Origin of the sequence: Cloacibacillus sp. An23, assembly GCF_002159945.1 — a bacterium.
Classification (GTDB): domain Bacteria; phylum Synergistota; class Synergistia; order Synergistales; family Synergistaceae; genus Caccocola.
In genome coordinates, this window is the sequence record NZ_NFJQ01000006.1 from 181,718 (window position 1) to 202,307 (window position 20,590).

Here is a 20,590-nt window from a genome sequence, read left to right on the forward strand (position 1 = left end):
CAGGCGCCGCATCATGCAACACTCAGCGCCGGAGGACGGCCTTTCTGGCGCGGCAGTCGGCTATGCCGAGCTCGCCGCGGTATTTCGCGACGGTGCGGCGCGATATCTCTATGCCCATGAGGCCGAGCATCTCTGAGAGCTTCTGGTCGCTGTATGGGGCCGCCCTATCCTCCTGCGAGATGACGGCTTTCAGCTTTTCCTTGACCTGCTGCGTCGCTATCTCCGCTCCGCCGCCCTCCGAGCCGTAGCCCTTAGAGAAGAAATAGCTCATGCTGAATACGCCCCAGCGGCACTGGAGGTATTTTCCGCTGACGGCGCGGCTCACCGTCGATTCGTGCAGGCCGAGCTTTTCCGCGACGTCTTTCATCCGCAGCGGGCGCAGGGCGGAGCGCCCGCGTTGGAAAAATCCGCGCTGTTCCTCCGCGATGCAGGCCGCGAGCTCCGTCAGGGTTTTGTTGCGCCGTCTGATGTTCAGCGAGATCTGCTCTATTTCCCTGGCCTTTCCCTCGATGTAGCTTCGCACGTCCTCGGGACAGTCGTCGCTGCGCGCGAGCTCGAGATAGCGGTGGTTGAGCGAGAGCGACTCTCCCGCGTCGAAGCATAGCTCCGCCGCAACGCCGCCGCCGCGCAGCGAGACCGTGACGTCTGGCCTCACGTACCCCGCGGGCTCGCCGCCGGCGAATCCGTTGGCCGGCTTCGGGTTCAGCGTTTTTATTCTGTCGAACGCCTCGAGCACGCGCTCGGGAGTGATTTTCATCTTCTGGGCTATGGTTTTGAACTGTCGCTTTGCGAGAGCTTCAAGATGGCGGGTTACGATTTCACGCTCGATTTCGCTTCCGCCGCTTCGTTCGAGCTGGATGGCGAGACATTCCGCGAGGGACGAGGCGCATATCCCGGGAGGGTCGAGCCGCTTCATCACGCCGAGACTGCGCTCGGCCTCATCCTCCGTTATGCCGAAGCGGGAGGCGAGCTCCGCCGCGCTCTCGGTGAAGTAGCCGCGTTCGTCGAGGCTCTCCGCGACGCAGCGGAAAATTTTCATATCGGCGTCGCTGAAGCCGCGTCCGGCGAGCTGTTCCATGAGCGAATCGGCGAGGGTCTCTTCGCGCGGGGCCGCTATGTTTTCGAGCCAGTCGTCCTCTTCGTCCGAGTCCGCCGCGCGGTAGGCGGAGTTCTGCTCGTCGAAGCTTGCCAGCCACTCGAGTTTTTTCAGGCTGCCCTCGGCAGGGGCGGGCTGGCTTTCGCCGCCGCGCGAATCCAGTTCGAGGAGCGGGTTTTCCGCGTAAAGCTCCTCTATGCGTTCTTCAAGCTCTCCGCGCGGCATCTGAAGCACGCGGAGCGACTCTATCATTTTGCCGGAAAGCGCCTGTATCTGTTTCTGTTCGAGATTCAGCATTACGGCCCACCTTCGCGCGAACGGGCTGAGGCGGCGCGGCGGTTACGCGCGGCGCGCCGCTTTCCACCAAACTAAGGCAAACGCGGGCAAAAGTCAAGCCGCGCCGTCCATCGCGCGTATGCGCGGCCGACGGCGCGGCCTTCGTACAGCGTTCGGCGCGCTAGTGTCCCGAGCTGAATTTCAGGCCGACGATGCCGGCGACGAGCAGCGCGGCGAAGAAAAGGCGAGAGGCCGTCGCAGGCTCCTTGAAGAGTATTATCCCGACGACGACCGCGCCGAGAGCGCCGATGCCCGTCCATATCGCGTAGGCCGTCCCCATCGGCAGCGCCTTTATCGCCTGAGCGAGGAAGTAGACGCTGACCGCCATACCCGCGAAGGTGAAGAAGGTGAATTTCAGATTGGTGAAGCCGTGCGAATATTTCATGCACGTAGACCATACCACTTCGAATATTCCCGCAATGAAAAGCTCGATCCATGCCATGACGCAGTCCCCCTAAAAAATAAACGCCTTCGCCCGCGCGTCTTCCAAGGCCTAACGACGCGGCGGCAAAGGCATACGCGCCCACCCGGCGGCGGACGCTACGCGGCGAAGTATAGCGCAGCGCGCGCGCTTTGGCAACGGCGGAGCTTCGGCGTTTTTCGCGCAGCCGCATGAACGACAAAAGGCGGAACCGCGGCCCCGCCTTTTTCGCTGCGCGTTATTTTCCGCCGCTTCTACCACGCGCGCTCGTATATCGCTTTCACGGCCTCTTCGGTAAGTCTGCGCGGATTGTTGTTTATCAGCCGGGTCTCCTTCATCGCGGCCCCGGCCATGCGCGCCGCGGCGTCTTTCGGGATTCCGAAGTCGCGCAGCCGCGTCTTGACGCCGCATTCTTCGCCGAGCGCGATCATCGCGTCGAGAGCCGCTTCCGCCGCGCGCCCGGCGCTCATGCCCGCAGTGTTTATCCCCATTGCCTCCGCTATCGGGACGAATTTTTCGGGACAGCCTTCGAGGTTGTATTCCATCACCCAGCGCAGCATCGCGGTGTTCGCCTCGCCGTGCGGCACGTGGAATTCGCCGCCTAGCGGATAGGCGAGCGCGTGTACGCCGGCCGTGCCGGACATCGCGAAGGCCATGCCGGCGGTCAGGCTGCCGTATGCCTGCGCGGCGCGCGCCTCGGCGTTTTCCGGCTCTTTGACGCAGATGGCGAGGTTCGGCGCTATTTTGCGTATCGCTGAGAGCGCGAGGTCCTGCGTCAGCGGGTTCGTGCCGAGCGCTAGGTACGACTCGACGGCGTGGACGAGCGCGTCCATGCCGGAGGCCGCCGTTGTCGCGGGAGGCAGGCCGAGCGTCAGCTCCGGATCGACGAGCGCGATGTCGGCGACGATGCTGCCGCTCGCGACGCCCTTTTTGGTCTTTTCCTCAGGGAATGAGAACACCGCGACCGCCGAGACCTCCGAGCCGCTGCCAGCCGTCGTCGGTATCATTATCGTCGGCAGCCCGCGCGCCGGAACCTTCTCCGAGCCGACCATGTCCGCCGCGTCGAGCTCCGGGAACTTCGCCAGCACCGCCGTCATTTTCGCGAAGTCCATCGAGCTGCCGCCGCCGAGAGCTATGAGGCAGTCGCCGCGAGATGCGCGTATATCGGCGGCGGCCTTGTAAAGCAGCGCGGCGGGCGGCTCCGGCTCGACCTCGGGCCACAGCGACGGCTCCATGCCGCGGGCCTTCGCCGCGTCCATAAGGCGCGCGAGCGCCGCGCTTTTCGCCATGCTGCGCCCCGTTATGAATACAGGCCGCCTTGCGCCGAGGGCCGCAGCTTTTTCTGCCGCGAGCGCCGACGTTCCCGCCCCGAACACGACTTCGCGTGGCATTCTGAAATTAAAGGGACTTTCCATGATATCCGCCATTTCCGCCGCCTCCTAATTTTCGCCGGGACGCGCGGGTGAGCCGAAAAATTTCGCGCACGTCAGAGTCTCTCCGGGCTCTGCGACCACGAACAGATCGTCCCAGCGGCCCGAGACGAGCTTTTCCAGCACGACGTTGCTCCCCGGCACATGGCGCAGTTCGCAGCCCGCGATTCGCGCGCCGCGTTCAGCCTCCGCGAGAAAATCCCTGTCGCGGCTGTCGTAGGTTCCCGTGTCGATTATGTCCGCGTGGGTGTAATTCTTGAACCAGCTTTCGAAGAGCGCGCGCCCTTCCGCTTCGCCGTACTTTTCCATTACGCTTTCGCGCAGCCCTTCAAGAGAGTAACGCCCTCTGTCGGAGTCCCTGATGTAGAAGTGTCCCGGCTCTTTGAGGTTTTCGTGCGGCGCTCCGCCGGTGTTCAGCAGCATCGTGATGCAGTCGTCGGCGCGCGGCACGACGACGCGCCGCGAAACGCTCACGGAATCCCACGAGCCTCCGCAGAAGCCCATGGCGACGAGCACGGTGTCCGTCTCTTCGCTCATTTCGCCGAGCGCCCTGACGAGCTGCAGGCGCATCTCCTTCGGCTCGGCGTGGAAGCGCCGGTCTACGCAGCGGACGGGCCAATTCGTGCACATCTTTTTCTGCGCGGCGGCGACTGCCCCCGCGAGCGAGCTGCACGCTAAAATTACCGCCTTCATCGAAACTTCTCCGGACGCGCCGTCAGCGCCCGACTATCGCCGGGACGCCGGAAATCTCTTTGACGACCGGCACGGTCGAGCTCGCGTCTATCTCTCCGCAGAAGAAAAGGTCGTTGTCGAAGCCGAGGCCGGAGAGTATCTTGCCGTGAGTAGACTCGCGGCATATCGCCGTGACGTCCGGGCCGAGGCTCTGCCACAGCGAGAGCGCTGCGAAAGCGCCGTCCGTCAGTTCCATCTCCCCGGCGCCGTTCGACGGCGCGAGCGCCAGCAGCTTCTCGACGAGCATACCGGCGCATACCGAATCCTCAAGCGAAAATTCGCCGTTGCGCCCGGCGCATATCACGCCGACCGACGGCCCGGCGCAGAGCGCGTCCCACGCCGCGGCCTCCGCGTTGCGGGCGCAGCCGGCTATCACGTGCGCGCAGTCCCTAACGGCGCGCATTATCGCGCGCGTGCCGTTCGAGGTCGTTATTATCGCGTGCTGCGGCGCGCCCGCGGCCTTAAGCTCGAGCGGCGAATTGCCGAAATCGAAGCCTGGCGCCGGCAGTCCGCCGCGCTCGCCCATGATCTTCCAGTCGTCTCCGAGCTTCGCTTTCATCGCGAAGGCCTCGTCCACCTCGGTCACGGGCACGAGCACCTCGCCGCCCACGTCGAAGAAGGTCGTTATCTGCGTCGTCGCGCGAAGCAGATCGACCACTATGCGCGCGTCGTGCTTTTTTAGAGCTTCGCATGGAAGGTATGCTACGTCGAATGTGTATTTCATATGACACCTCCGAATATTTAATATTTCATTTGAAATTGCGCGGACGTTCCGCCGTATAAAGAATGTGCGGCATATCCGAGCCTCTGTATCTTATATCGTCCATCTGCCGGTCTCTTTCATGCCGAGCCGCCCGGCTACGCGGCGCGACGCAGCGCCGGCATCGCGGATTCGTCGCGCAGTATAGCGGCGGGGCTTCGCAGCCGCCGCCGCTCATCTTGCGCAGAAACGTCCGCTCAGTCCTCAATATTATACGTCCTTCGCGCCCGTCCGCCCGCGTCATACGTTCCTCCAGCGCTTGAAGCCGCGTCCCACGACTTCGTCGGCCTCTGCGAGGACCATGAACGCGCCTGGGTAGTGCTCGCGCAGGAAGCCTTTCAGCTCCACCGCCTCGCGCGTGCGCAGCAGAGTCATTATTGTGAAGCCCTCGTGATGCTTGTAGCCGCCCTCGCATGTCAGCAGCGTGCAGCTCCTGTCTAGGCGATGCGTGATGAAGTCCACTACATCCTGCGTGTGCGAGGCTATGACGAACACCAGCTTGCGCTTCTCGAACGACGAGAGCACGCGGTCCATCGCCATTCCGTTGACGTAGCAGGCGATGAAGCCGTAGAGCGCGTTCGTCAGCCCGATGATGCCGATTGAGATAATGAGCAGCGTCGTGTTGAAATAAATGCTTATCTTGCCGACCTCCAGGCCGTATTTCTTGCGTATGACGAAGATCGGTATGTCGAGGCCGCCGAGGCTCACGCCGGCGCGGTAGAGCAGCCCAGCGCCGGAGCCCTTGATCGCGCTGCCGACGACCGCCGCGAGAAACCTGTCCTCTATTACGGGGAACGGCACGGTCTGCATAAAGTCGAGAATGAAGGACACCAGGAAGGCGTTTATCACCGTCCATACGAGAAAGCGCTTAGAGAGCGTCCGCGCGCCGAACAGCAGCAGGGCGACGTTCAGCGCCAGCACCGTGTACGCAGGGTTTATGCCTATCGCGTACTTCACCAGCACCGAGACGCCCATGACTCCCTGGTCGGCGAAGCGGTAGGGCAGAGTGAAACCGGCGACCCCTATCGAATATATAATGATGGCGGCGACCGACGTGACGAGCGTTCGCCACTCGGAAAAGAATATGACCTCGGCCTTTTTATACAAATGCTTCCACTTCAGCTCGCCAGACGGATGCCCGGAATGTTCCATTGCCTCGTTCTCCCCGTAAGATTTTTTTCATATCTCGCGCGGCGGAAAACTCTCCGCGCCCACGCGCGATTTTAGCACAAACCGTCATTTTTGCCGTAATTATCTTTTGCCTGGGCCAAGCTGTGATAAAATGTAGCCTGAAAATTTATGTTCGGGAGGAATCACAATGCCGGCACCAATGCAGATAAGTCTTGAAGAGATAATATCCATGCTGCTCCAGCGCGTCGAGGCGCTCTCCGCGAGCGACGAGAACAGCAAGACGAAGCAGAATATAATCTACAGGGTCCTTTACAAGAAGGGGCTTCTCACCGACGCTGACATACTCGACTCGGTGAAGGAGGAGTACCGTATGCTCAAGGAGCTCGGCGCGATACAGGACGAGCCGAGCGAGGAGATGTACAAGACCATCACCGACGGAATACTTCAGTGGATAAAGGGCGACGTCGAGGGCATCAAGAAGTCGATGGCAGAGTACGAGCAGAAGCTGCGCGAATTCGCGCGCGAAGAGGCCGCGAAGAAGCCGAAGATCGAAGTCGCAGGCGCGAACGTCTTAAACCAGCTCGACGCCGCGGCGAACAAGGGCGGCAAACTCATCATCTAACAGAAACAACGCGCAGGCTCGCGCGAAGAAATCCCCGCCGGCTTGAGGACGGGGATTTCTTCGTCAGCCGCGTCTGACGCTCGGGAAGCCGCCCGAAGGCGTCAGAGAAAAAAGTCGGACAGAGATTCCGCCGTCTTGAATTCTTCGTTATACGCGCAGTCGAAGCAGGCGACCGTCCCGTCGTACTTCAGTATATAGACGCAATCAGCGCCGTCGTCCGAAAATACTGCGCCGCATACCCCGTAGTTCTCGTTATAGAAAGACGACCACCGCAGTATCATCTCGTGAGTGTATATTATCCACGCGATTTCCGTTTCTCCACCGCCTGGGGCGTTCATCGTTTCTGAAACGCCGTCGCTGACGCGCAGCACGGAGTAAAGCTCCTCCGGGACGCGTCCGTCTTCCGGGCCTTCGTATGGAGGGTGGAGCGACAGTGCGCCGCCGTATTTGCGCGACGCCTTCTCTATATAATCCATGCCGCGCGGCTTCATCGCGGTCTATGCTGCGGCGCGCCGCGCGCTACGGCAGCGGGCCGTCCCAGAAGCGCGGAATTCCGACGGAGTATCCGACAGTGAAGCCGCCGTCCTGGTCGTAGACGAAAATCAGCTTCGAGTTGAAATTGTTCGTCGGCGCGGAGAATGCGAGCCCCGCTTCCCAGCGGCTCTCTTCGTCGTCCGGGCCTCCCATCACGCGGCCGTAGTTGCCGAATATCTCGACGTTGAGCCCTCCCCACCATGAGCGCATGAAAGCGCGCTCGATGCCGAGGTGCAGCCAATACGCCTGGTCGCCGACGAGCGGATGCTGCCCGAGGCTGTATAGCTCGTTATGCGTGCCGAGCGTCGCGGCGTAGGCGAGAGAGTCTCCGTCGCCGGTCTTCAGTCCGCCGCCGAATACGACCTTGTTGTCCTTCATTATCGGAATATAGCTCGTGAACCGCGTGCTCGACACCACGTCATGCCCTATCGGGAACCAGAAGTCGCTCACGACCTCGAAGCCGCGCGTCGGCAGTATCGGATCGTCGAGATTGTTGAAGCTGAAGGTCAGATACGGGCCGTGCTCGTCGTCGCCGTCATCGTAGGAGGTCACGAGCTCGCCGGCGTAGCCGACGCCGACGCGCATACGGTCGGATAGGCGCTTGTACCATGCGAGCTTCGCCGTATAGCGCTCAAGCTCAGTCTCGCCGCTCATATAAAGCGGCTCGTACTTCTCGCGCCGCGCGGCGAGCGTCAGCCCCCACTGGTCGTTGTTTATGCTCATAGGCGTGAAATAGCGAAGCATGCTCCCCCACGTCGTTCCGAGCCGCAGGTCGAGCGCCGCGGCGTCGCCGTCTAGGAACGTGTCGCGCGCCGTCGCGGTCACGGCGAACCATCGGTTTCCGTGCAGGTTGCTCGCGTAGCCGTCTACGCCTATCTCGTATTTCGCCGGACGCTCTACGCGGAAGACCACGGCGACAGTGCCGCGCGACAGACGCTCGGTGTGCCCGTCTACGGCCTTCACGTCCTCGTACTTCGACATCTCTTCCACCGCCTGTGAGACAAGCTTCATGTCGAGCGGCTTGTCCAGCCAGTGGTCGTACTTTTCGTAGAGCCTTTCGGAAATACCCTCGGGCACGCCCTCGAAGCGTATTTCAACCACCTTGGGAGGCTCGTGGCGTCTTCTGCGCTCGAGCCGGTGGTCCCACACGCCGCACTTTTCCTCCACGAGCCTGTGGAGCTCCGCGACGCTTGCGCCGGCGGCCCTCGTTCCAGCGTCGATTATCCTGTCGTAGCCGCCCGACTCGAAGGTGCTGAAACCCTTCACGTCGGGCGCGATTATCAGGTCCGCGGCCGCGGCGTTCGCCCGCATCTGGTCTATCATCATTATGTCGAGAGTCTGCCCAGCCACGTCGAACATCGACCTCATGTCGGTGTCCTTCTTCGTTATGTCCTCGGGCGAGAGGTTGACTGCGACTATCGGATGCCCTGGGAATATCTTCTTCGCCTCGAGCACGGGAAGGTTCGCCTTCAGCCCGCCGTCGACGAGCAGCATCCCGTCCATCGGCCACGGGTCGAAGACTATGGGTATCGACATCGAGGCGCGAAGCGCCGACGCGAGGTTGCCGTTGCGCAGCACGACCGTGTCGCCGTTCAGAAGGTTCGTCGCGACGGCGGCGAAGGGGTATTTGAGGTAGTCGAAGTCTGTCGAGGTGACGTCCGCCGTCAGCTCGCTGAGGAAGGCGTAGAGGTTCTTCGCGTTCAGCACGGCGCGCCGTCCCTGCGTCTGGTTGTTCTCGTTGATAGTCACGGAGAGCAGCGCGTCGTTAGGCGCGGGCGGCGCGTTGAACGAGGACTTGCCGTTGTCAGCCCCGGCGCGTCCGGACATTATCTCCATAAGGTTGACCTTGGAGAGTATCTCGCGCATCTCCGCCGGAGTGTAGCCGGCGCTGTATAGGCCGCCCATTATCGCGCCCATGCTGGTGCCGACGACGGCGGCTATAGGGATGTTCTCGCGTTCAAGCACCTCGAATACGCCGATATGCGCGAGCCCCTTCATGCCTCCGCCGCAGAGGACGAGAACGACGCCGTCGTCATGCGGGAAGCCCCAGCTTCTGAAATGCTCGCGCGTCTCCCTGCTGTGCGCGGGGAACTGGGCGGCGCGCGCCGGCAGCGGCGCGAATATGACGAGCGCGGCGCAGAGGGCCGCTGTTAGCTTGGCGAATACGGACATACACACACCTCTCACATGACGCCGGACATTCTCCGGCCCGCATGATACGAATACAAAAGCCCAAGGGGTTACGCCCTTTCTTGATATGACAACGATTATACCATTTTGCGCGGAAAAAGCGGAACAGAGCGTCCGCTATTAGGCATTCGCCGCGCTTCGTCGCGCGCCGCCCCCGTTTGGAATATAATAGGGTACCGGGGCGCGCCGCGCGCCCCGCTCATACGATACGAAAGGCGGAGGCTTTATGCACAAGGTCGGACGGTGGATTCTTCTCGCGCTTTTGCTCGCTTTTCTCGCCGGACTGCTCCCTACGATCTTCGATATGTTCGGCAGATTTTTCGTCTTTACGGAAGAGGGGTTAGGCGTCACGCGCCATTTCACACATACGGTGGACGCGTTCTTTCTGGCGCTCAAGGATTACGCGTGGCATATCACGATAATCTACGCCGCCATTATTGCTTTCGTCATCTTCATGGAGGGGCAGAACCCAGACCGCACTATATTGTGGATGCTGGCCCTCGTGTTCGTCCCGGTGCTCGGCGTCGTGCTGTACCTCGTCATAGGTCCTGACTTCCACAGTATACGCAACAGGCGGCGCTTCCGTCCGCCGAAGGATTACGGCGTCGATGAGACGCCTTTCCCGCGCGAGATGGAGGATACGTTTCTCATCGGGCGCATGCTTCATGCGTGCAGCGGCGCTGACCTGCTGACGCGCAACCGCGCCGATATACTCATAAACGGAGACGAAGCTTTCCCCGCGATGGAGGAGGCTCTGCGCGCCGCTAAGAGCTATATCCACATGGAATTTTTCATAGTGCGCAGCGACGAGCTCGGCGAGCGGATCGGCGCGCTGCTCAAGGACGCCGCGAAGCGCGGCGTTGACGTGCGCCTGCTTTACGACGCTGTCGGGAGCTGGAATATCAGGAGGACGTTCGTCAAGGAGCTAGAGGACGCCGGCGTTGACTGCCGCTCTTTTATGCCTGTGGCTCTGCCTATCTTCCGCCGCCAGATGAATTACCGCAACCATCGTAAAATCGTCGTTGTAGACGGAGCCGTAGGTTTTACGGGCGGGCTAAACGTCGGGGTGGAGTACGAGGGGAATGGGCCGCTCGGCTTCTGGCGGGATACCTTCGTGCGGCTTGAGGGGGAGGCCGTCGGGGAGCTGCACAAGATTTTCCTCAACGACTGGCGCGTGGGTTCCGGGAAGAGGCCGCGCGGCGCGTGCGAACGCGGCGATGTATTCCGGGCTGCGCCGCCGGACGTCCGCGGCCTGCCGGTCCTGCCGATGCAGGTCGTCGCAAGCGGCGTAGACAGCGCCTGGCATTCGATAGCGAAGGGGTATTACGGTATGATCTCCCGCGCCCGTGAACGCGCATGGATAACTTCGCCATATCTCGTGCCGGGGCCGGAGCTTATGAACGCGATGATAGCGGCCTCGCTCGCCGGCGTGGACGTGCGCGTCATGATCCCCGAAAAGAAAGACCACTTCCTTTCGTTCTGGGGCAGCCGCAGCTATATCGAGCCGCTTCTGCGCGCGGGGGTGCGCGTCTTTATGTACCGCGGCGGCTTCATCCATACGAAGTCGGTGCTCTCGGACTGTTGCTGCGCCTCGGTCGGCACATGTAATATGGACGTGCGCAGCCTCGACATAAATTTCGAGAACCAGCTCTTTTTTTACGACAGGCGGATAACCGAGATATTCGCCGCGCAGTTCGAGCGCGACATGGAGAGCTGCCGCGAGCTGAACGTCTCAGAGTGGGAGGAGCGCCCTGTGTGGCAGAAGTTCCTGGAGTCCTTCGGCCGCCTCTATTCGGCGCAGATATAGCATGACCGACAGAATGTACGAAAAACGTTTTTCCGAACGCAGGGCCGTATGGGGCGCCTGCGCGGCGGCGCTCTGCGTGATCTGCCTTTACATATTTATAAAAATACACGAGACCAGCCTGTGGTCCGCTGCCGGCGCGGCGTGGGCGTTCCTGTGCGCGGCGGCAGCTCTGATGTCGTTCGCCGCGCGGCGCACGAAGCTGCTGTCGCGTTCGCCGAAGCTGCGGCTCCTGGCCGACTGGGGCGGCGGGCTGTGGTTCATCTTCGTGACGTGGTCGTTCGCGCTGCTAGCTGTGATAGGGGCTGCGGACAGAATTTTCGGCTTCGGAGCGGGCGCGGCCTTTTCGCTCGCGTCGTCGTTCCTGTCTGCGTTTTGTCTCATAGCCTGCAGCGTGCGCTGCGCGCTGACGCCATGCGCGACATTCATAAAGATAGAGACGGACAAGCTGCCGCCTGAGACGGAGAGGCTGCGCGTCGTCCAGCTCACCGACCTGCATCTCGGCCCGTCGTCCGGCGCGCGCCAGCTCGCGCGCGTGCTGCGTCTCGTGCGCGAGGCCGCGCCCGATATGGTCGTCGTCACGGGCGACGTGACGGACGGGCGCCTTGAGGGACGCTCGCGCGAGACGGCGATGTTCCGCCGCATAAAGCCGAAGTACGGATTTTTCGCCGTGACGGGAAATCACGATTTTTACGACGATGTCGAAGAATCCCTTAAATTTATGCGGATGTCGGGGATGCGGGTGCTGCGCGGCGAGGCGGCCGAGGCCGGCGGGATCGTCGTAGAGGGCGTGGACGACCGCGACCACCTGATAGAGGACAAATGGGGGCTGACGCGCTCAGAGACGCTCATCGTCAACACGAAGAGCCGCTTCCCGGATAAATTCATCCTGCTGCTGCGCCACCGCCCCGTCGTCGAAATCGGCACGGAGGGCTTCTTCGACCTTCAGCTTTCGGGGCACACTCACGGCGGGCAGGTCATACCGTTCCTTTCGTCGCGGCTGTTCATTCGGGGACATTCTCGCGGACTGAAAAAGCTTAAGCACGGCAGCATGCTCTACACCAGCAACGGCTCGGGCTACGTCGGCCCGCCGGTGCGCCTCTTCGCGCCGCCGGAGATAGTCGTTATAGACATAGTGAAAAAAGGAGGCGCGCCGGGTGCCGCGTCCGCGCGGTAGGTTCGACTCTGAAAAATTTGAAAAAACTGGAGGCGCGCCGGAGCGCAATCCCGCGCCGCGCGAAGCGGCGCTGCCGAAGGAGCTCGACGTCGCGGGGCTGCCCGATGGAGAATGGATAGCGCGCGGCGTCTACCGCATGGAGCGGCGGTTCCGCTACGGCTCGGCCTACGGCAGGAACGTGCTGACGCCGCCCGGCGAAAGCGGAGCGGCTCTGAAGCTCTGGGGCGGCAGCGAACGGCCTGTATTCCTCGACACGGAGACGACCGGCCTCTCGGGCGGCACGGGGACCTACGCCTTCCTCATCGGCCTCGGGATATGCGCCGAGGACTGCCTGCGCGTCGTCCAGCTCTTTCTCGCCGGCCCCGCGTGGGAACGGTCATGGCTCGAGGCAGTGGAGAACGAGCTGCCGCATGGCTGCGGCCTCGTCACCTACAACGGGCGCGCCTTCGATCTGCCGCTGCTGCTGACGCGCTACACCCTCGCCCGCAGCGTGCCGTCGTGGAGATACGCGCCGCACATGGACCTGCTCATGCTCGCGCGCCACTTTTACCGCGGGCGGCTCGAATCATGCTCGCTCTCGTCGATGGAAAAAAACGTCCTCGGCCTGCGCCGCAGCGGCGAAGACGTGCCCGGCAGCCAGATCCCGTGGATGTACACGCGGTTCCTGCGCGACTCCGACGCTTCGCCGCTGCGCGGCGTCTTCTACCACAACACGCTCGACATAGTGTCGCTTGCCGTCCTTCAGCGCCGCATCGCGGCTATGGCCTCCGGCGACTGCGACTGCGCCGCGGACATGGTGCGCGCGGGCGACCTGTGGCTTGCGAAGGGCTTCGAGGAGAGGGCGCGCGAGACGTGGCGCGCCGCGCTCGGCTTCACGCGCGACCGCCACGCCGCGCTGCTGCGCCTCGCGGAAACCGAACGAGCGGCGGGGAACTACCGCGCCGCGTACGGCTACTACAAAGAATCGCTCGCGACCGAGCGCCGCCCGGTGCGCACGCTAGAAACGATGGCGAAGATAGAAGAACACCGCTTCCGCCGCCCGGCCGACGCGCTCGCCCATGCGCGGGAGGCGCTGCGCTGGCTCGAACGCCACAGGATATTCAAGGACAAAAACTGGGAGGCCGACCGCGCCTCGCTGCTCCACAGAATAGAGCGCCTCGAAAGAAAAACCGCGCGCGTCCCGGGTGAAAGACAAGGCGAAATCCTGTCAGGCGGCGAGGAAATCTGAGCCGCTCGCCGAAACGCGGGAAAACGCAGCGGCTTCTGGAAATTTTCCCAAGGCCGCGCCGCCGCGCCCCTGTCCGGAAACTTCCGAAATGCCGCCGGAAGAGCGCAAAACTTACTGGCCGTTCCGCCGCCTCCGCACTTATATAATGTTTTGACTTTTTCAGAAAACGCCGTCGTTCCGCAAACGTTTTGCGCCCTATCGGACGCCGCGGCTAATTCCGTTCAGTATCAGCGTGTTGCCGGATGTCCCGGCCGTTAGACCGCCTGGACGGTACAATAGAATAAAAAAATCATGCCGTCCCGCGAATGTCCGGCGCGCGGCGAAGCCGGGCGGCCCCCCCGCTGGGCCTCCGCCCCGTATCCAATAGCCGCCTTCGCCGCCGTATCGCTTCGTTCGGCCTCGGCTTTGGGAACTGAGGTTTTGCATGGGCGGCCACGTTTCGTCACGTACGCGGAATTTTCGCGGACGCCACAAAGAACCGCGACGCCGCGGCGTTTTCCGCCGTTGTATAAAACGTTCGAAAAAGGCTGAGCGCCGCAGAAAAATGCTATAATTGCGACGAATGTGTAAAATTTATACCGGCTTATCAGTTGAAAGGAGAAAACATAAAATGTGGAAAGGACGATTCTCGCAGGACATGGACGCGGCGGTGCTCGGTTTTACTCAGTCGCTTGACCTCGACTGGCGCATGGCGCAGGCCGACATACGCGGCAGCATCGCGCACGTGCGCATGCTCGCGCACACGGGGCTGCTCGCAGGCGACGAAGCCGAGACGATAGAGAAAAACCTCCGCGAGATAGCGCAGGAGATAAAGGACGGGACTTTCAAACCGAAGGTCGAGCTCGAGGACGTCCACATGAACATCGAATCGCGCCTCATAGAAAAATGCGGCGCGACCGGCGCGCGCCTCCACATGGGGCGCAGCCGCAACGACCAGGTCAACACGACCGTGCGCCTCTACCTGCGCAAAGAGCTGCTCGGGATATGGGAAGGGCTCGAAACTCTGATAAACGTGCTGCTTGTGAAAGCCGAGGAACACGCGGACGTAGTCGTCCCGGGCTACACCCACCTCCAGCAGGCGCAGCCGGTCTCGATGGGGCACTTCTGGGCGGCGCACGCGCAGGCCTTCATGCGCGACGCGCGGCGCCTGCTCGCGGCCTACGACGCCGTGGACGAATCTCCGCTCGGATGCGGCGCGCTCGCCGGCTCCACGCTGCCGCTCGACCGCGAATTCACCATGCGCGACATGGGCTTCTCGCGCATGACGGAAAACAGCATGGACACGGTAGCGCACCGCGACCACTTCCTCGACATCCTCTACTTCGCCGCCGTCTTCGGCGACCACGTAAGCCGCCTGTCGGAAGACCTCATCATATACTTCACGACGGAATTCGGCTGGGTCAGGCTGCCGGACTCCTTCTGCACCGGCTCGAGCATCATGCCGCAGAAGAAGAACCCCGACGTGCTCGAGCTGCTGCGCGGCAAAACGGGACAGATCACCGGCGCGCTAGTAGACCTTCTCACAATGATGAAAGGAATCCCGCTCACCTACAACCGCGACCTTCAGGACGACAAACGCGGCCTATTCCGCACGCTCGAATGCCTCGGACTCATCTTCTCCGTGCTGCCGCCGCTTCTCGCCCACGTCGAAATCGACGAAGAAAAGGCGAACCGCGGCTTCGCCGACGGCCTCATCCTCGCCACCGACGTCGCGGAATACCTGGTGCTGCGCGGCGTGCCCTTCCGCAGCGCGCATGAAAAAGTCGGCCACGCCGTCCGCTGGTGCATCGAGCACGACCGTCCGATGGACAAGCTGACGCTCGCCGAATGGCAGGCCGTAATCCCCGAAGTAGGCGAAGACCTCCTCCCGCTGCTGACGCCGCGCCGCTCTATGGAGCGCCGCAACACCTACGGCGGCGCCTCGCCCGAACAGGTGCGCGGACAGATAGCCCGCGCGAAAGAAAAACTCGCCGCCTACGGGCGCGAGATGAACGCATACAAAGACCGCCTGCCGGATATGCTGTAAGGCGGGAACAAAAAATACGAAAAGGCAGCCGCGACAGTCGTCTATCCCCGAACGCGGCTGCCCTCGTCATTGCGCGCCTGCGCTGAACGGATGTCTACTCTTCGCGCGAAGCGTCTTCGTCTCGCAGCTTTTCCAGAAAGGACACGTCTGCCGGACAAAAGTCGTATTGAGATATCTCTTTCGCCGTTATCCATTTTATGTCGCTGTGTTCGAGCGCGCGCGGCTCGCCCTTGATTATCTCGGCGTTGAAGAGCATAAGATGGACGGTCAGATCTGTATAGCTGTGCGACGTTTCAGCGAAAAGAGTGCCTACGGTGAGGCCGACGCCGAGCTCCTCGCGGCATTCCCGCGCGAGAGCCTGTTCCTTCGTCTCGCCGGGCTCGACCTTGCCGCCGGGAAACTCCCACAGCGTCCCGCGCGCCTTGTGCGCGGGACGCCTGCATATCATAAATCTGCCCCCGTCGCGTATGAGCGCCGCGACCACCTCTGCGGTCATGACCATGCGCCTCTTTCGGCGTTTGCCGTAAATTTGTCAAAAATATAAAATTCCACTCGTAACGCGATTTTCATCGGAAACTCCCCCAATATGCGCCGTCACAGGCGTTTGAACTGAGCTATTGTAACAAAAAAACTCCCCGAAGCATTTCTCGGGGAGTCTGTATTTTCTGGAGCCGGCGAAAATGTTGATATTAGCTGATTTATAGACATATCAAAAATAATCTATAAAAAACTTGCAAACACTATAATGTAATTTTGGGTGGGTTTTAAGTGGGGTTGAAATTGACATAAAACTATATAAGGAATATATAAAATCTAGTCTATTATATTATAAAAGAGGCGTAATATGGCGAAATTAAGACAAAGCGATGTCAACAAAGCTAAGCCGCGCGATACGAAATATAAATTGTGGGATGAAGGAGGGCTTTATTTGCTCGTACAGCCCTCCGGGGTGAAATCGTACTATCTGCTGTACAAGGATCCAAACGGCAAGAAAAGAGAGATAAAAATAGCGGATGGCGGATCGTCGCTGCAAGAAGCACGAGGGCTGGCGCAAATGTGGAAAGGTACGGCCGCGCGAGGGAGCGATCCGCAAAAAAAGTTTAAACCGGGGCCAAATGACCGCCCGAAAATCGAAGTTGTGAAAGATCCTACCGTGCGCGATGTGCGTAACGCTTATAAAGCTTATCTGATGCCGGATGATGACAGTATCATTCCGCCGTTAAAGAACGGTTCGAAAACAATAGGTCAGATTGACGCGATGCGGCTTTTTACTGGATTCTTCGACAAACATTTTTCTCAGATCGACTATTCCGTTATCCAGCAATACGTCACTTTCGCTAAATCTGCACGCAGAAATAGAGAAATAACGATCAACGGAAGGCTGCGCCATTTTTGCGTCATGTGGAACTGGGGCATAAAAAATAAACTAATTTCTGACAGATATCAACCACCGGAAAATTATAAGCTGCAAGAAAAGGACAGCACAAAACGTGTACGCTATCTTACTCCCGAAGAGCGCGAACGACTGTACCGAGCATTGGACGAACGAGAAAAAGAGCGCGGAATCGACTATCTTAAGACGGCGGTCATCGTCTCCAACTACACCGGCATACGTCAGAACGCCCTGCTGGCTTATGACATAGGGTGACCTGACCGAACACACAAACGGCAAGTGGACGATGCACTTATCTCCGATGTAGTCAAAATCTGTAAAAGATTACGATCTTCCGTTGTCTGATCGTGTCGTAAACTCCTTGAAAAGCTGGAAACAATATTCAGAAAAAGAGTGGAGAAACGTTAAGCCAAGCGACTATGTCATCAGATATGGCAAAATCGGTGCTCCACTGACAGAAATAAAAAGATCTTGGCTTTCTGTTTTGAGGCGAGCGCAAATAACGGACTTCAGGTGGCACGACCTAAGACACGACTTCGCTTCTCAGCTCGTTATGAATGGCGTGCCGCTCGAACAAGTCCAGAAGCTTATGACGCATGAAACGATATCCATGACGTTACGCTATGCCCATTTTGCGCAGAATATATTGCAGGACGCGGCCAATAAGCTGAACGCCCTATGATGCGTTTATAGATGTCGTTTATTGTGCGCATTGGTGATTCACCAAAGAACGGAATATAATATATAATTATGTCAGGTTAGTGATATAAAATATGACCGAATGAAATTATAAAAAATGCCGGATGTGAGAGCCGAATGAAGCGTCAGGAATATAAAGAACGCATAATCGATAAGAAAGTCGACGAATACCTCGCAGCTTTTGGAGCCGTCTGTATCGAAGGGCCGAAATGGTGCGGCAAGACATGGACGTCATCATATCACTGCAATAGTGAGATTTATATCGGCGATCCGGCTGGGAACTTTCAGAACCGGCATTTAGCCGAGATCGCGCCCGAGCTGGTACTTGAGGGCGAAACTCCCAGGCTGATCGACGAGTGGCAGGAGGTGCCGCCACTGTGGGACGCGGTTCGTTATAAAGTCGACGAAACGCATCAAAGGGGGCAATTTATCCTCACAGGCTCAGCCACGCCAAACCACAAGGGGATTTTGCACAGCGGCGCGGGACGTATCGGACGGCTGCGAATGCGCCCGATGTCGCTTTACGAATCCGGAGATTCAAGTGGATGCGTGTCGCTTGAAAAGCTTTGCAGCGGCGAAATCACGCCGTCCATGACGGGAACTGTAGATCTCAGAGAACTGATAAAGCTGATTATACGCGGAGGCTGGCCCGGCAGCTTGGGGTTGCTTTTGGAGCAGGCTGCGCTGCTTCCATCCGAATACCTCAACGCCGTAATCGACGACGACGTTTATCGTATAGACGGAGTGCGGCGGGATACGTCAAAAATGCGTTTGCTGCTGCGTTCGCTCGCGCGCAACGAAAGCACGACCGTAAGCAATAAAACTCTTGTTCGAGACATAAAAGCGATTGACGACGAAGATATAGACGCCGATACGGTCGCCTCTTATCTCGATATACTAAAAAGACTGTTCATCACTGACAATCAGCCGCCGTTCGCGTCTAACATCCGCTCGTCAGTCCGCGTCAAGCAATCCGAAAAAAGACATCTCGCAGACCCGTCTCTTGCCTGTGCTTTGCTGAAAGCGACGCCGGATGGGTTATTGAACGACCTTGAAACTCTGGGCTTTTTATTCGAGGCGCTGTGTGAGCGCGACCTGCGCATTTACGCGGAATCTTTCGGCGGCAGTCTCTACCATTATCAGGACTATAAAAACAACGAGATCGACGCCGTCATAGAAATGCCGGACGGGAACTGGTGCGCCTTTGAAATCAAACTTGGCGCCAACCAAATCGACGCGGCTGCCGCGAGCCTGCTTAAAATACAAAAGCAAACTGCGGAATCTCCGGGCAGCAAGCCGCCGTCCGTCCTATGCGTCATCTGCGGCATGGCAAACGCCGCATATAAGCGCCCGGACGGCGTGTTCGTGGCGCCTCCGACAGCGCTGAAAAATTAGCGGTAGTAATTTGACAATTGACTATGCCGAGCGCTGAATGTTCTCCACATTCGACTTATCACCATACGTGACGCAATAGTCATGATACCTTTTATTTTTATGCCCGATACTGCCGAATCCAGTGCATTTTCATTGCGCAATATCGGCGAGTTTCTCTGTTGCGACACTTGTTCGGTCAGCCACTTAAGCACATATATCTGCTTGATGCCGTTATGCGAGGCAACAAGGCCGTAATCTATCGGAATTTCAGATTATGGTCTCTGATGTCGTCAAGCGATGCCAGATCAAGTTCCGGCATTTTTCCATGGCATCCGCACACAAAACGACAAATCTTATTAATAAAGACTTGTCGTTTTTAAGACTATATACCATTTTCTGTCATCGAAGCTATAAGCAAAAATAGGTAATATTAATGATTCTAAACCGTTTCCTATTCGCATGTATCTAAAAGTATGCGGCAGTATAGTGTGTAACTTTTACTACGCTGATGATTTTTGTCGAGACGCTAGCATCGGATATTTTGCATAAAAGCCCTCATATTTTCAGCCGGGCTTGTCGTTGGCCGCCCAAGATCAGCCCGAGCTCCGATAGCAGCCTTAGCCTCTATAAATGCCAACTTTTCAGCTTTTTTAGCTTCTTCAAGTGCAGCATCGAGTTCATCATAACTACTCACTATTTTGCAGAATGGATACCCGCACCCTTCAGCTATTTTTATCAGATCTATCGCACCGGCGACGGTAGGCATTCCACCAACGCTCTCGTGCGCATTATTATTAATGACGACATGGACCATATTGTTAGGTTTGTTTGCCCCTATTACCGCCATTGCCCCCATATGCATAAGTACAGCGCCATCTCCATCGATACACCAAACTTTTCTTTCTGGTCTTTTGAGAGCAATTCCAAGAGCGATGGATGAGCTGTGTCCCATTGAGCCTACTGTCAGAAAATCATGTTCATGCCCCTGGTGCTTAGCCTCTCGTATTTCGAACAGTTCTCGTGAAGCTTTCCCCGTTGTTGAGACTATTAAATCATTACCGGCAGCATTAACAATATGCTCAATGATTTTTTCTCTCAACATGGTGTTTGTATTTTTATATTCAGCCTTACCATCAAAATCCAGCGCACCCTTTTTTACAACAAACGCAACGCTTTTACCGGAAGCGAGCAATGGAGAAAAAACTTCTTTCATATGTCTTATAAGTTCATCCTCTGTTGTATGCTTATTGATAACAAATGATGATATGCCTAAGTCTGACAATAACTTTAACGTAATCTCTCCCTGAAACATATGCTGAGGTTCGTCATGTACCCCCGGTTCCCCACGCCATCCAATAATGAATATGCATGGAATGCCGTATACTTTTTCATTTAATAAAGACGCAACAGGATTCACTATATTTCCTATTCCGCTGTTCTGAAGATACACTACCGGAGTTTTGCCAGTCGCAAGATAATATCCGGCTGCAAGACCGACAGCATTGCCCTCGTTTGCCGCAATGATATGTTTATCTGATATTCCATATTCATTTATAAGATAACTGCAAAGCGGTTTCAGCTGTGAATCTGGGACGCCTGTAAAAAAGTCGTAGTCTTTTAAAAACGATAAATTCATT

Annotated in this window: 17 protein-coding genes; 7 read left to right on the forward strand and 10 right to left on the reverse strand. The window is 58.5% G+C overall.

What is annotated here, in order from left to right:
* Positions 1-22: 22 nt before the first annotated feature.
* From rpoN to B5F39_RS07615, 6 genes are all read right to left on the reverse strand, one after another.
* The gene (gene rpoN / locus B5F39_RS07585; protein WP_087365541.1) at positions 23-1,393 is read right to left on the reverse strand and encodes an RNA polymerase factor sigma-54; all 1,371 of its coding nucleotides are present in this window, start codon (positions 1,391-1,393) and stop codon (positions 23-25) included.
* A 160-nt stretch (positions 1,394-1,553) separates the two neighbouring features.
* Positions 1,554-1,874, reverse strand: coding sequence for a multidrug efflux SMR transporter (locus B5F39_RS07590; protein ID WP_087365543.1), 321 nt, complete (start codon positions 1,872-1,874; stop codon positions 1,554-1,556).
* Between the two features lie 233 nt (positions 1,875-2,107).
* Entirely contained in the window at positions 2,108-3,268 is a 1,161-nt protein-coding gene (locus B5F39_RS07595) for an iron-containing alcohol dehydrogenase (protein ID WP_158095981.1), read from the reverse strand.
* 24 nt (positions 3,269-3,292) lie between these two features.
* Positions 3,293-3,976, reverse strand: a complete 684-nt coding sequence (locus B5F39_RS07600; RefSeq protein WP_087365546.1) for a DUF1638 domain-containing protein — start codon at positions 3,974-3,976, stop codon at positions 3,293-3,295.
* Positions 3,977-3,998: 22 nt separating this feature from the next.
* Positions 3,999-4,739 (reverse strand): 2-phosphosulfolactate phosphatase, encoded by a 741-nt coding sequence (locus B5F39_RS07605; protein WP_087365548.1) that lies wholly within the window; start codon positions 4,737-4,739, stop codon positions 3,999-4,001.
* A 276-nt stretch (positions 4,740-5,015) separates the two neighbouring features.
* Positions 5,016-5,927 (reverse strand): YitT family protein, encoded by a 912-nt coding sequence (locus tag B5F39_RS07615; protein WP_087365551.1) that lies wholly within the window; start codon positions 5,925-5,927, stop codon positions 5,016-5,018.
* A 166-nt stretch (positions 5,928-6,093) separates the two neighbouring features.
* Here B5F39_RS07615 and B5F39_RS07620 point away from each other — a divergent pair, with 166 nt between their 5' ends.
* Positions 6,094-6,528 (forward strand): hypothetical protein, encoded by a 435-nt coding sequence (locus B5F39_RS07620; protein ID WP_087365552.1) that lies wholly within the window; start codon positions 6,094-6,096, stop codon positions 6,526-6,528.
* A 101-nt stretch (positions 6,529-6,629) separates the two neighbouring features.
* Here B5F39_RS07620 and B5F39_RS07625 read toward each other — a convergent pair whose 3' ends face one another.
* Together B5F39_RS07625 and B5F39_RS07630 are read right to left on the reverse strand one after the other, a co-directional pair.
* Entirely contained in the window at positions 6,630-7,004 is a 375-nt protein-coding gene (locus B5F39_RS07625) for a hypothetical protein (RefSeq protein ID WP_143330688.1), read from the reverse strand.
* A 43-nt stretch (positions 7,005-7,047) separates the two neighbouring features.
* Positions 7,048-9,234 (reverse strand): patatin-like phospholipase family protein, encoded by a 2,187-nt coding sequence (locus B5F39_RS07630; RefSeq protein WP_087365555.1) that lies wholly within the window; start codon positions 9,232-9,234, stop codon positions 7,048-7,050.
* 244 nt (positions 9,235-9,478) lie between these two features.
* On the opposite strand from B5F39_RS07630, the gene cls reads away from it, so the two are divergent.
* The 4 genes from cls (at position 9,479) to argH (ending at position 15,487) form a co-directional block, all read left to right on the forward strand.
* Positions 9,479-11,059, forward strand: a complete 1,581-nt coding sequence (gene cls, locus B5F39_RS07635) for a cardiolipin synthase (RefSeq protein ID WP_087365557.1) — start codon at positions 9,479-9,481, stop codon at positions 11,057-11,059.
* 1 nt (position 11,060) lies between these two features.
* Positions 11,061-12,233: a metallophosphoesterase gene (locus B5F39_RS07640; RefSeq protein WP_087365558.1), complete on the forward strand. Its 1,173-nt coding sequence runs from the start codon at positions 11,061-11,063 to the stop codon at positions 12,231-12,233.
* Positions 12,214-13,461, forward strand: a complete 1,248-nt coding sequence (locus tag B5F39_RS07645) for a ribonuclease H-like domain-containing protein (protein WP_087365560.1) — start codon at positions 12,214-12,216, stop codon at positions 13,459-13,461. The genes B5F39_RS07640 and B5F39_RS07645 overlap by 20 nt, the downstream gene beginning before the upstream one ends.
* Positions 13,462-14,071: 610 nt before the next feature.
* Complete coding sequence (argH, locus tag B5F39_RS07650; RefSeq protein ID WP_087365562.1) at positions 14,072-15,487, forward strand: argininosuccinate lyase; 1,416 nt, start codon at positions 14,072-14,074, stop codon at positions 15,485-15,487.
* Positions 15,488-15,581: 94 nt separating this feature from the next.
* Here argH and B5F39_RS07655 read toward each other — a convergent pair whose 3' ends face one another.
* On the reverse strand, positions 15,582-15,983 hold the full coding sequence (locus B5F39_RS07655) for a (deoxy)nucleoside triphosphate pyrophosphohydrolase (RefSeq protein WP_087365564.1): 402 nt from the start codon (positions 15,981-15,983) through the stop codon (positions 15,582-15,584).
* A 348-nt stretch (positions 15,984-16,331) separates the two neighbouring features.
* Between B5F39_RS07655 and B5F39_RS07660 the strand changes: the two genes are divergently transcribed.
* Together B5F39_RS07660 and B5F39_RS07670 are read left to right on the forward strand one after the other, a co-directional pair.
* Positions 16,332-17,135 (forward strand): integrase arm-type DNA-binding domain-containing protein, encoded by an 804-nt coding sequence (locus tag B5F39_RS07660; protein ID WP_087365565.1) that lies wholly within the window; start codon positions 16,332-16,334, stop codon positions 17,133-17,135.
* Between the two features lie 561 nt (positions 17,136-17,696).
* Positions 17,697-18,974, forward strand: coding sequence for a DUF4143 domain-containing protein (locus B5F39_RS07670; protein WP_087365569.1), 1,278 nt, complete (start codon positions 17,697-17,699; stop codon positions 18,972-18,974).
* 505 nt (positions 18,975-19,479) lie between these two features.
* Here B5F39_RS07670 and aepY read toward each other — a convergent pair.
* Positions 19,480-20,589 carry a phosphonopyruvate decarboxylase gene (gene aepY / locus B5F39_RS07675; RefSeq protein WP_087365571.1) on the reverse strand — a complete coding sequence of 370 codons (1,110 nt, stop codon included), beginning with the start codon at positions 20,587-20,589 and terminating at the stop codon, positions 19,480-19,482.
* Position 20,590: the final 1 nt, after the last annotated feature.

What these genes read in the sequence shown, in the direction of transcription:
- rpoN (WP_087365541.1), bottom strand. Translation starts at nt 1,393, where the DNA reads ATGCTGAATCTCGAACAGAAACAGATACAGGCGCTTTCCGGCAAAATG.
- B5F39_RS07590 (WP_087365543.1), bottom strand. Translation starts at nt 1,874, where the DNA reads ATGGCATGGATCGAGCTTTTCATTGCGGGAATATTCGAAGTGGTATGG.
- B5F39_RS07595 (WP_158095981.1), bottom strand. Translation starts at nt 3,268, where the DNA reads ATGGAAAGTCCCTTTAATTTCAGAATGCCACGCGAAGTCGTGTTCGGG.
- B5F39_RS07600 (WP_087365546.1), bottom strand. Translation starts at nt 3,976, where the DNA reads ATGAAGGCGGTAATTTTAGCGTGCAGCTCGCTCGCGGGGGCAGTCGCC.
- B5F39_RS07605 (WP_087365548.1), bottom strand. Translation starts at nt 4,739, where the DNA reads ATGAAATACACATTCGACGTAGCATACCTTCCATGCGAAGCTCTAAAA.
- B5F39_RS07615 (WP_087365551.1), bottom strand. Translation starts at nt 5,927, where the DNA reads ATGGAACATTCCGGGCATCCGTCTGGCGAGCTGAAGTGGAAGCATTTG.
- B5F39_RS07620 (WP_087365552.1), top strand. Translation starts at nt 6,094, where the DNA reads ATGCCGGCACCAATGCAGATAAGTCTTGAAGAGATAATATCCATGCTG.
- B5F39_RS07625 (WP_143330688.1), bottom strand. Translation starts at nt 7,004, where the DNA reads ATGGATTATATAGAGAAGGCGTCGCGCAAATACGGCGGCGCACTGTCG.
- B5F39_RS07630 (WP_087365555.1), bottom strand. Translation starts at nt 9,234, where the DNA reads ATGTCCGTATTCGCCAAGCTAACAGCGGCCCTCTGCGCCGCGCTCGTC.
- cls (WP_087365557.1), top strand. Translation starts at nt 9,479, where the DNA reads ATGCACAAGGTCGGACGGTGGATTCTTCTCGCGCTTTTGCTCGCTTTT.
- B5F39_RS07640 (WP_087365558.1), top strand. Translation starts at nt 11,061, where the DNA reads ATGACCGACAGAATGTACGAAAAACGTTTTTCCGAACGCAGGGCCGTA.
- argH (WP_087365562.1), top strand. Translation starts at nt 14,072, where the DNA reads ATGTGGAAAGGACGATTCTCGCAGGACATGGACGCGGCGGTGCTCGGT.
- B5F39_RS07655 (WP_087365564.1), bottom strand. Translation starts at nt 15,983, where the DNA reads ATGACCGCAGAGGTGGTCGCGGCGCTCATACGCGACGGGGGCAGATTT.
- B5F39_RS07660 (WP_087365565.1), top strand. Translation starts at nt 16,332, where the DNA reads ATGGCGAAATTAAGACAAAGCGATGTCAACAAAGCTAAGCCGCGCGAT.
- B5F39_RS07670 (WP_087365569.1), top strand. Translation starts at nt 17,697, where the DNA reads ATGAAGCGTCAGGAATATAAAGAACGCATAATCGATAAGAAAGTCGAC.
- aepY (WP_087365571.1), bottom strand. Translation starts at nt 20,589, where the DNA reads ATGAATTTATCGTTTTTAAAAGACTACGACTTTTTTACAGGCGTCCCA.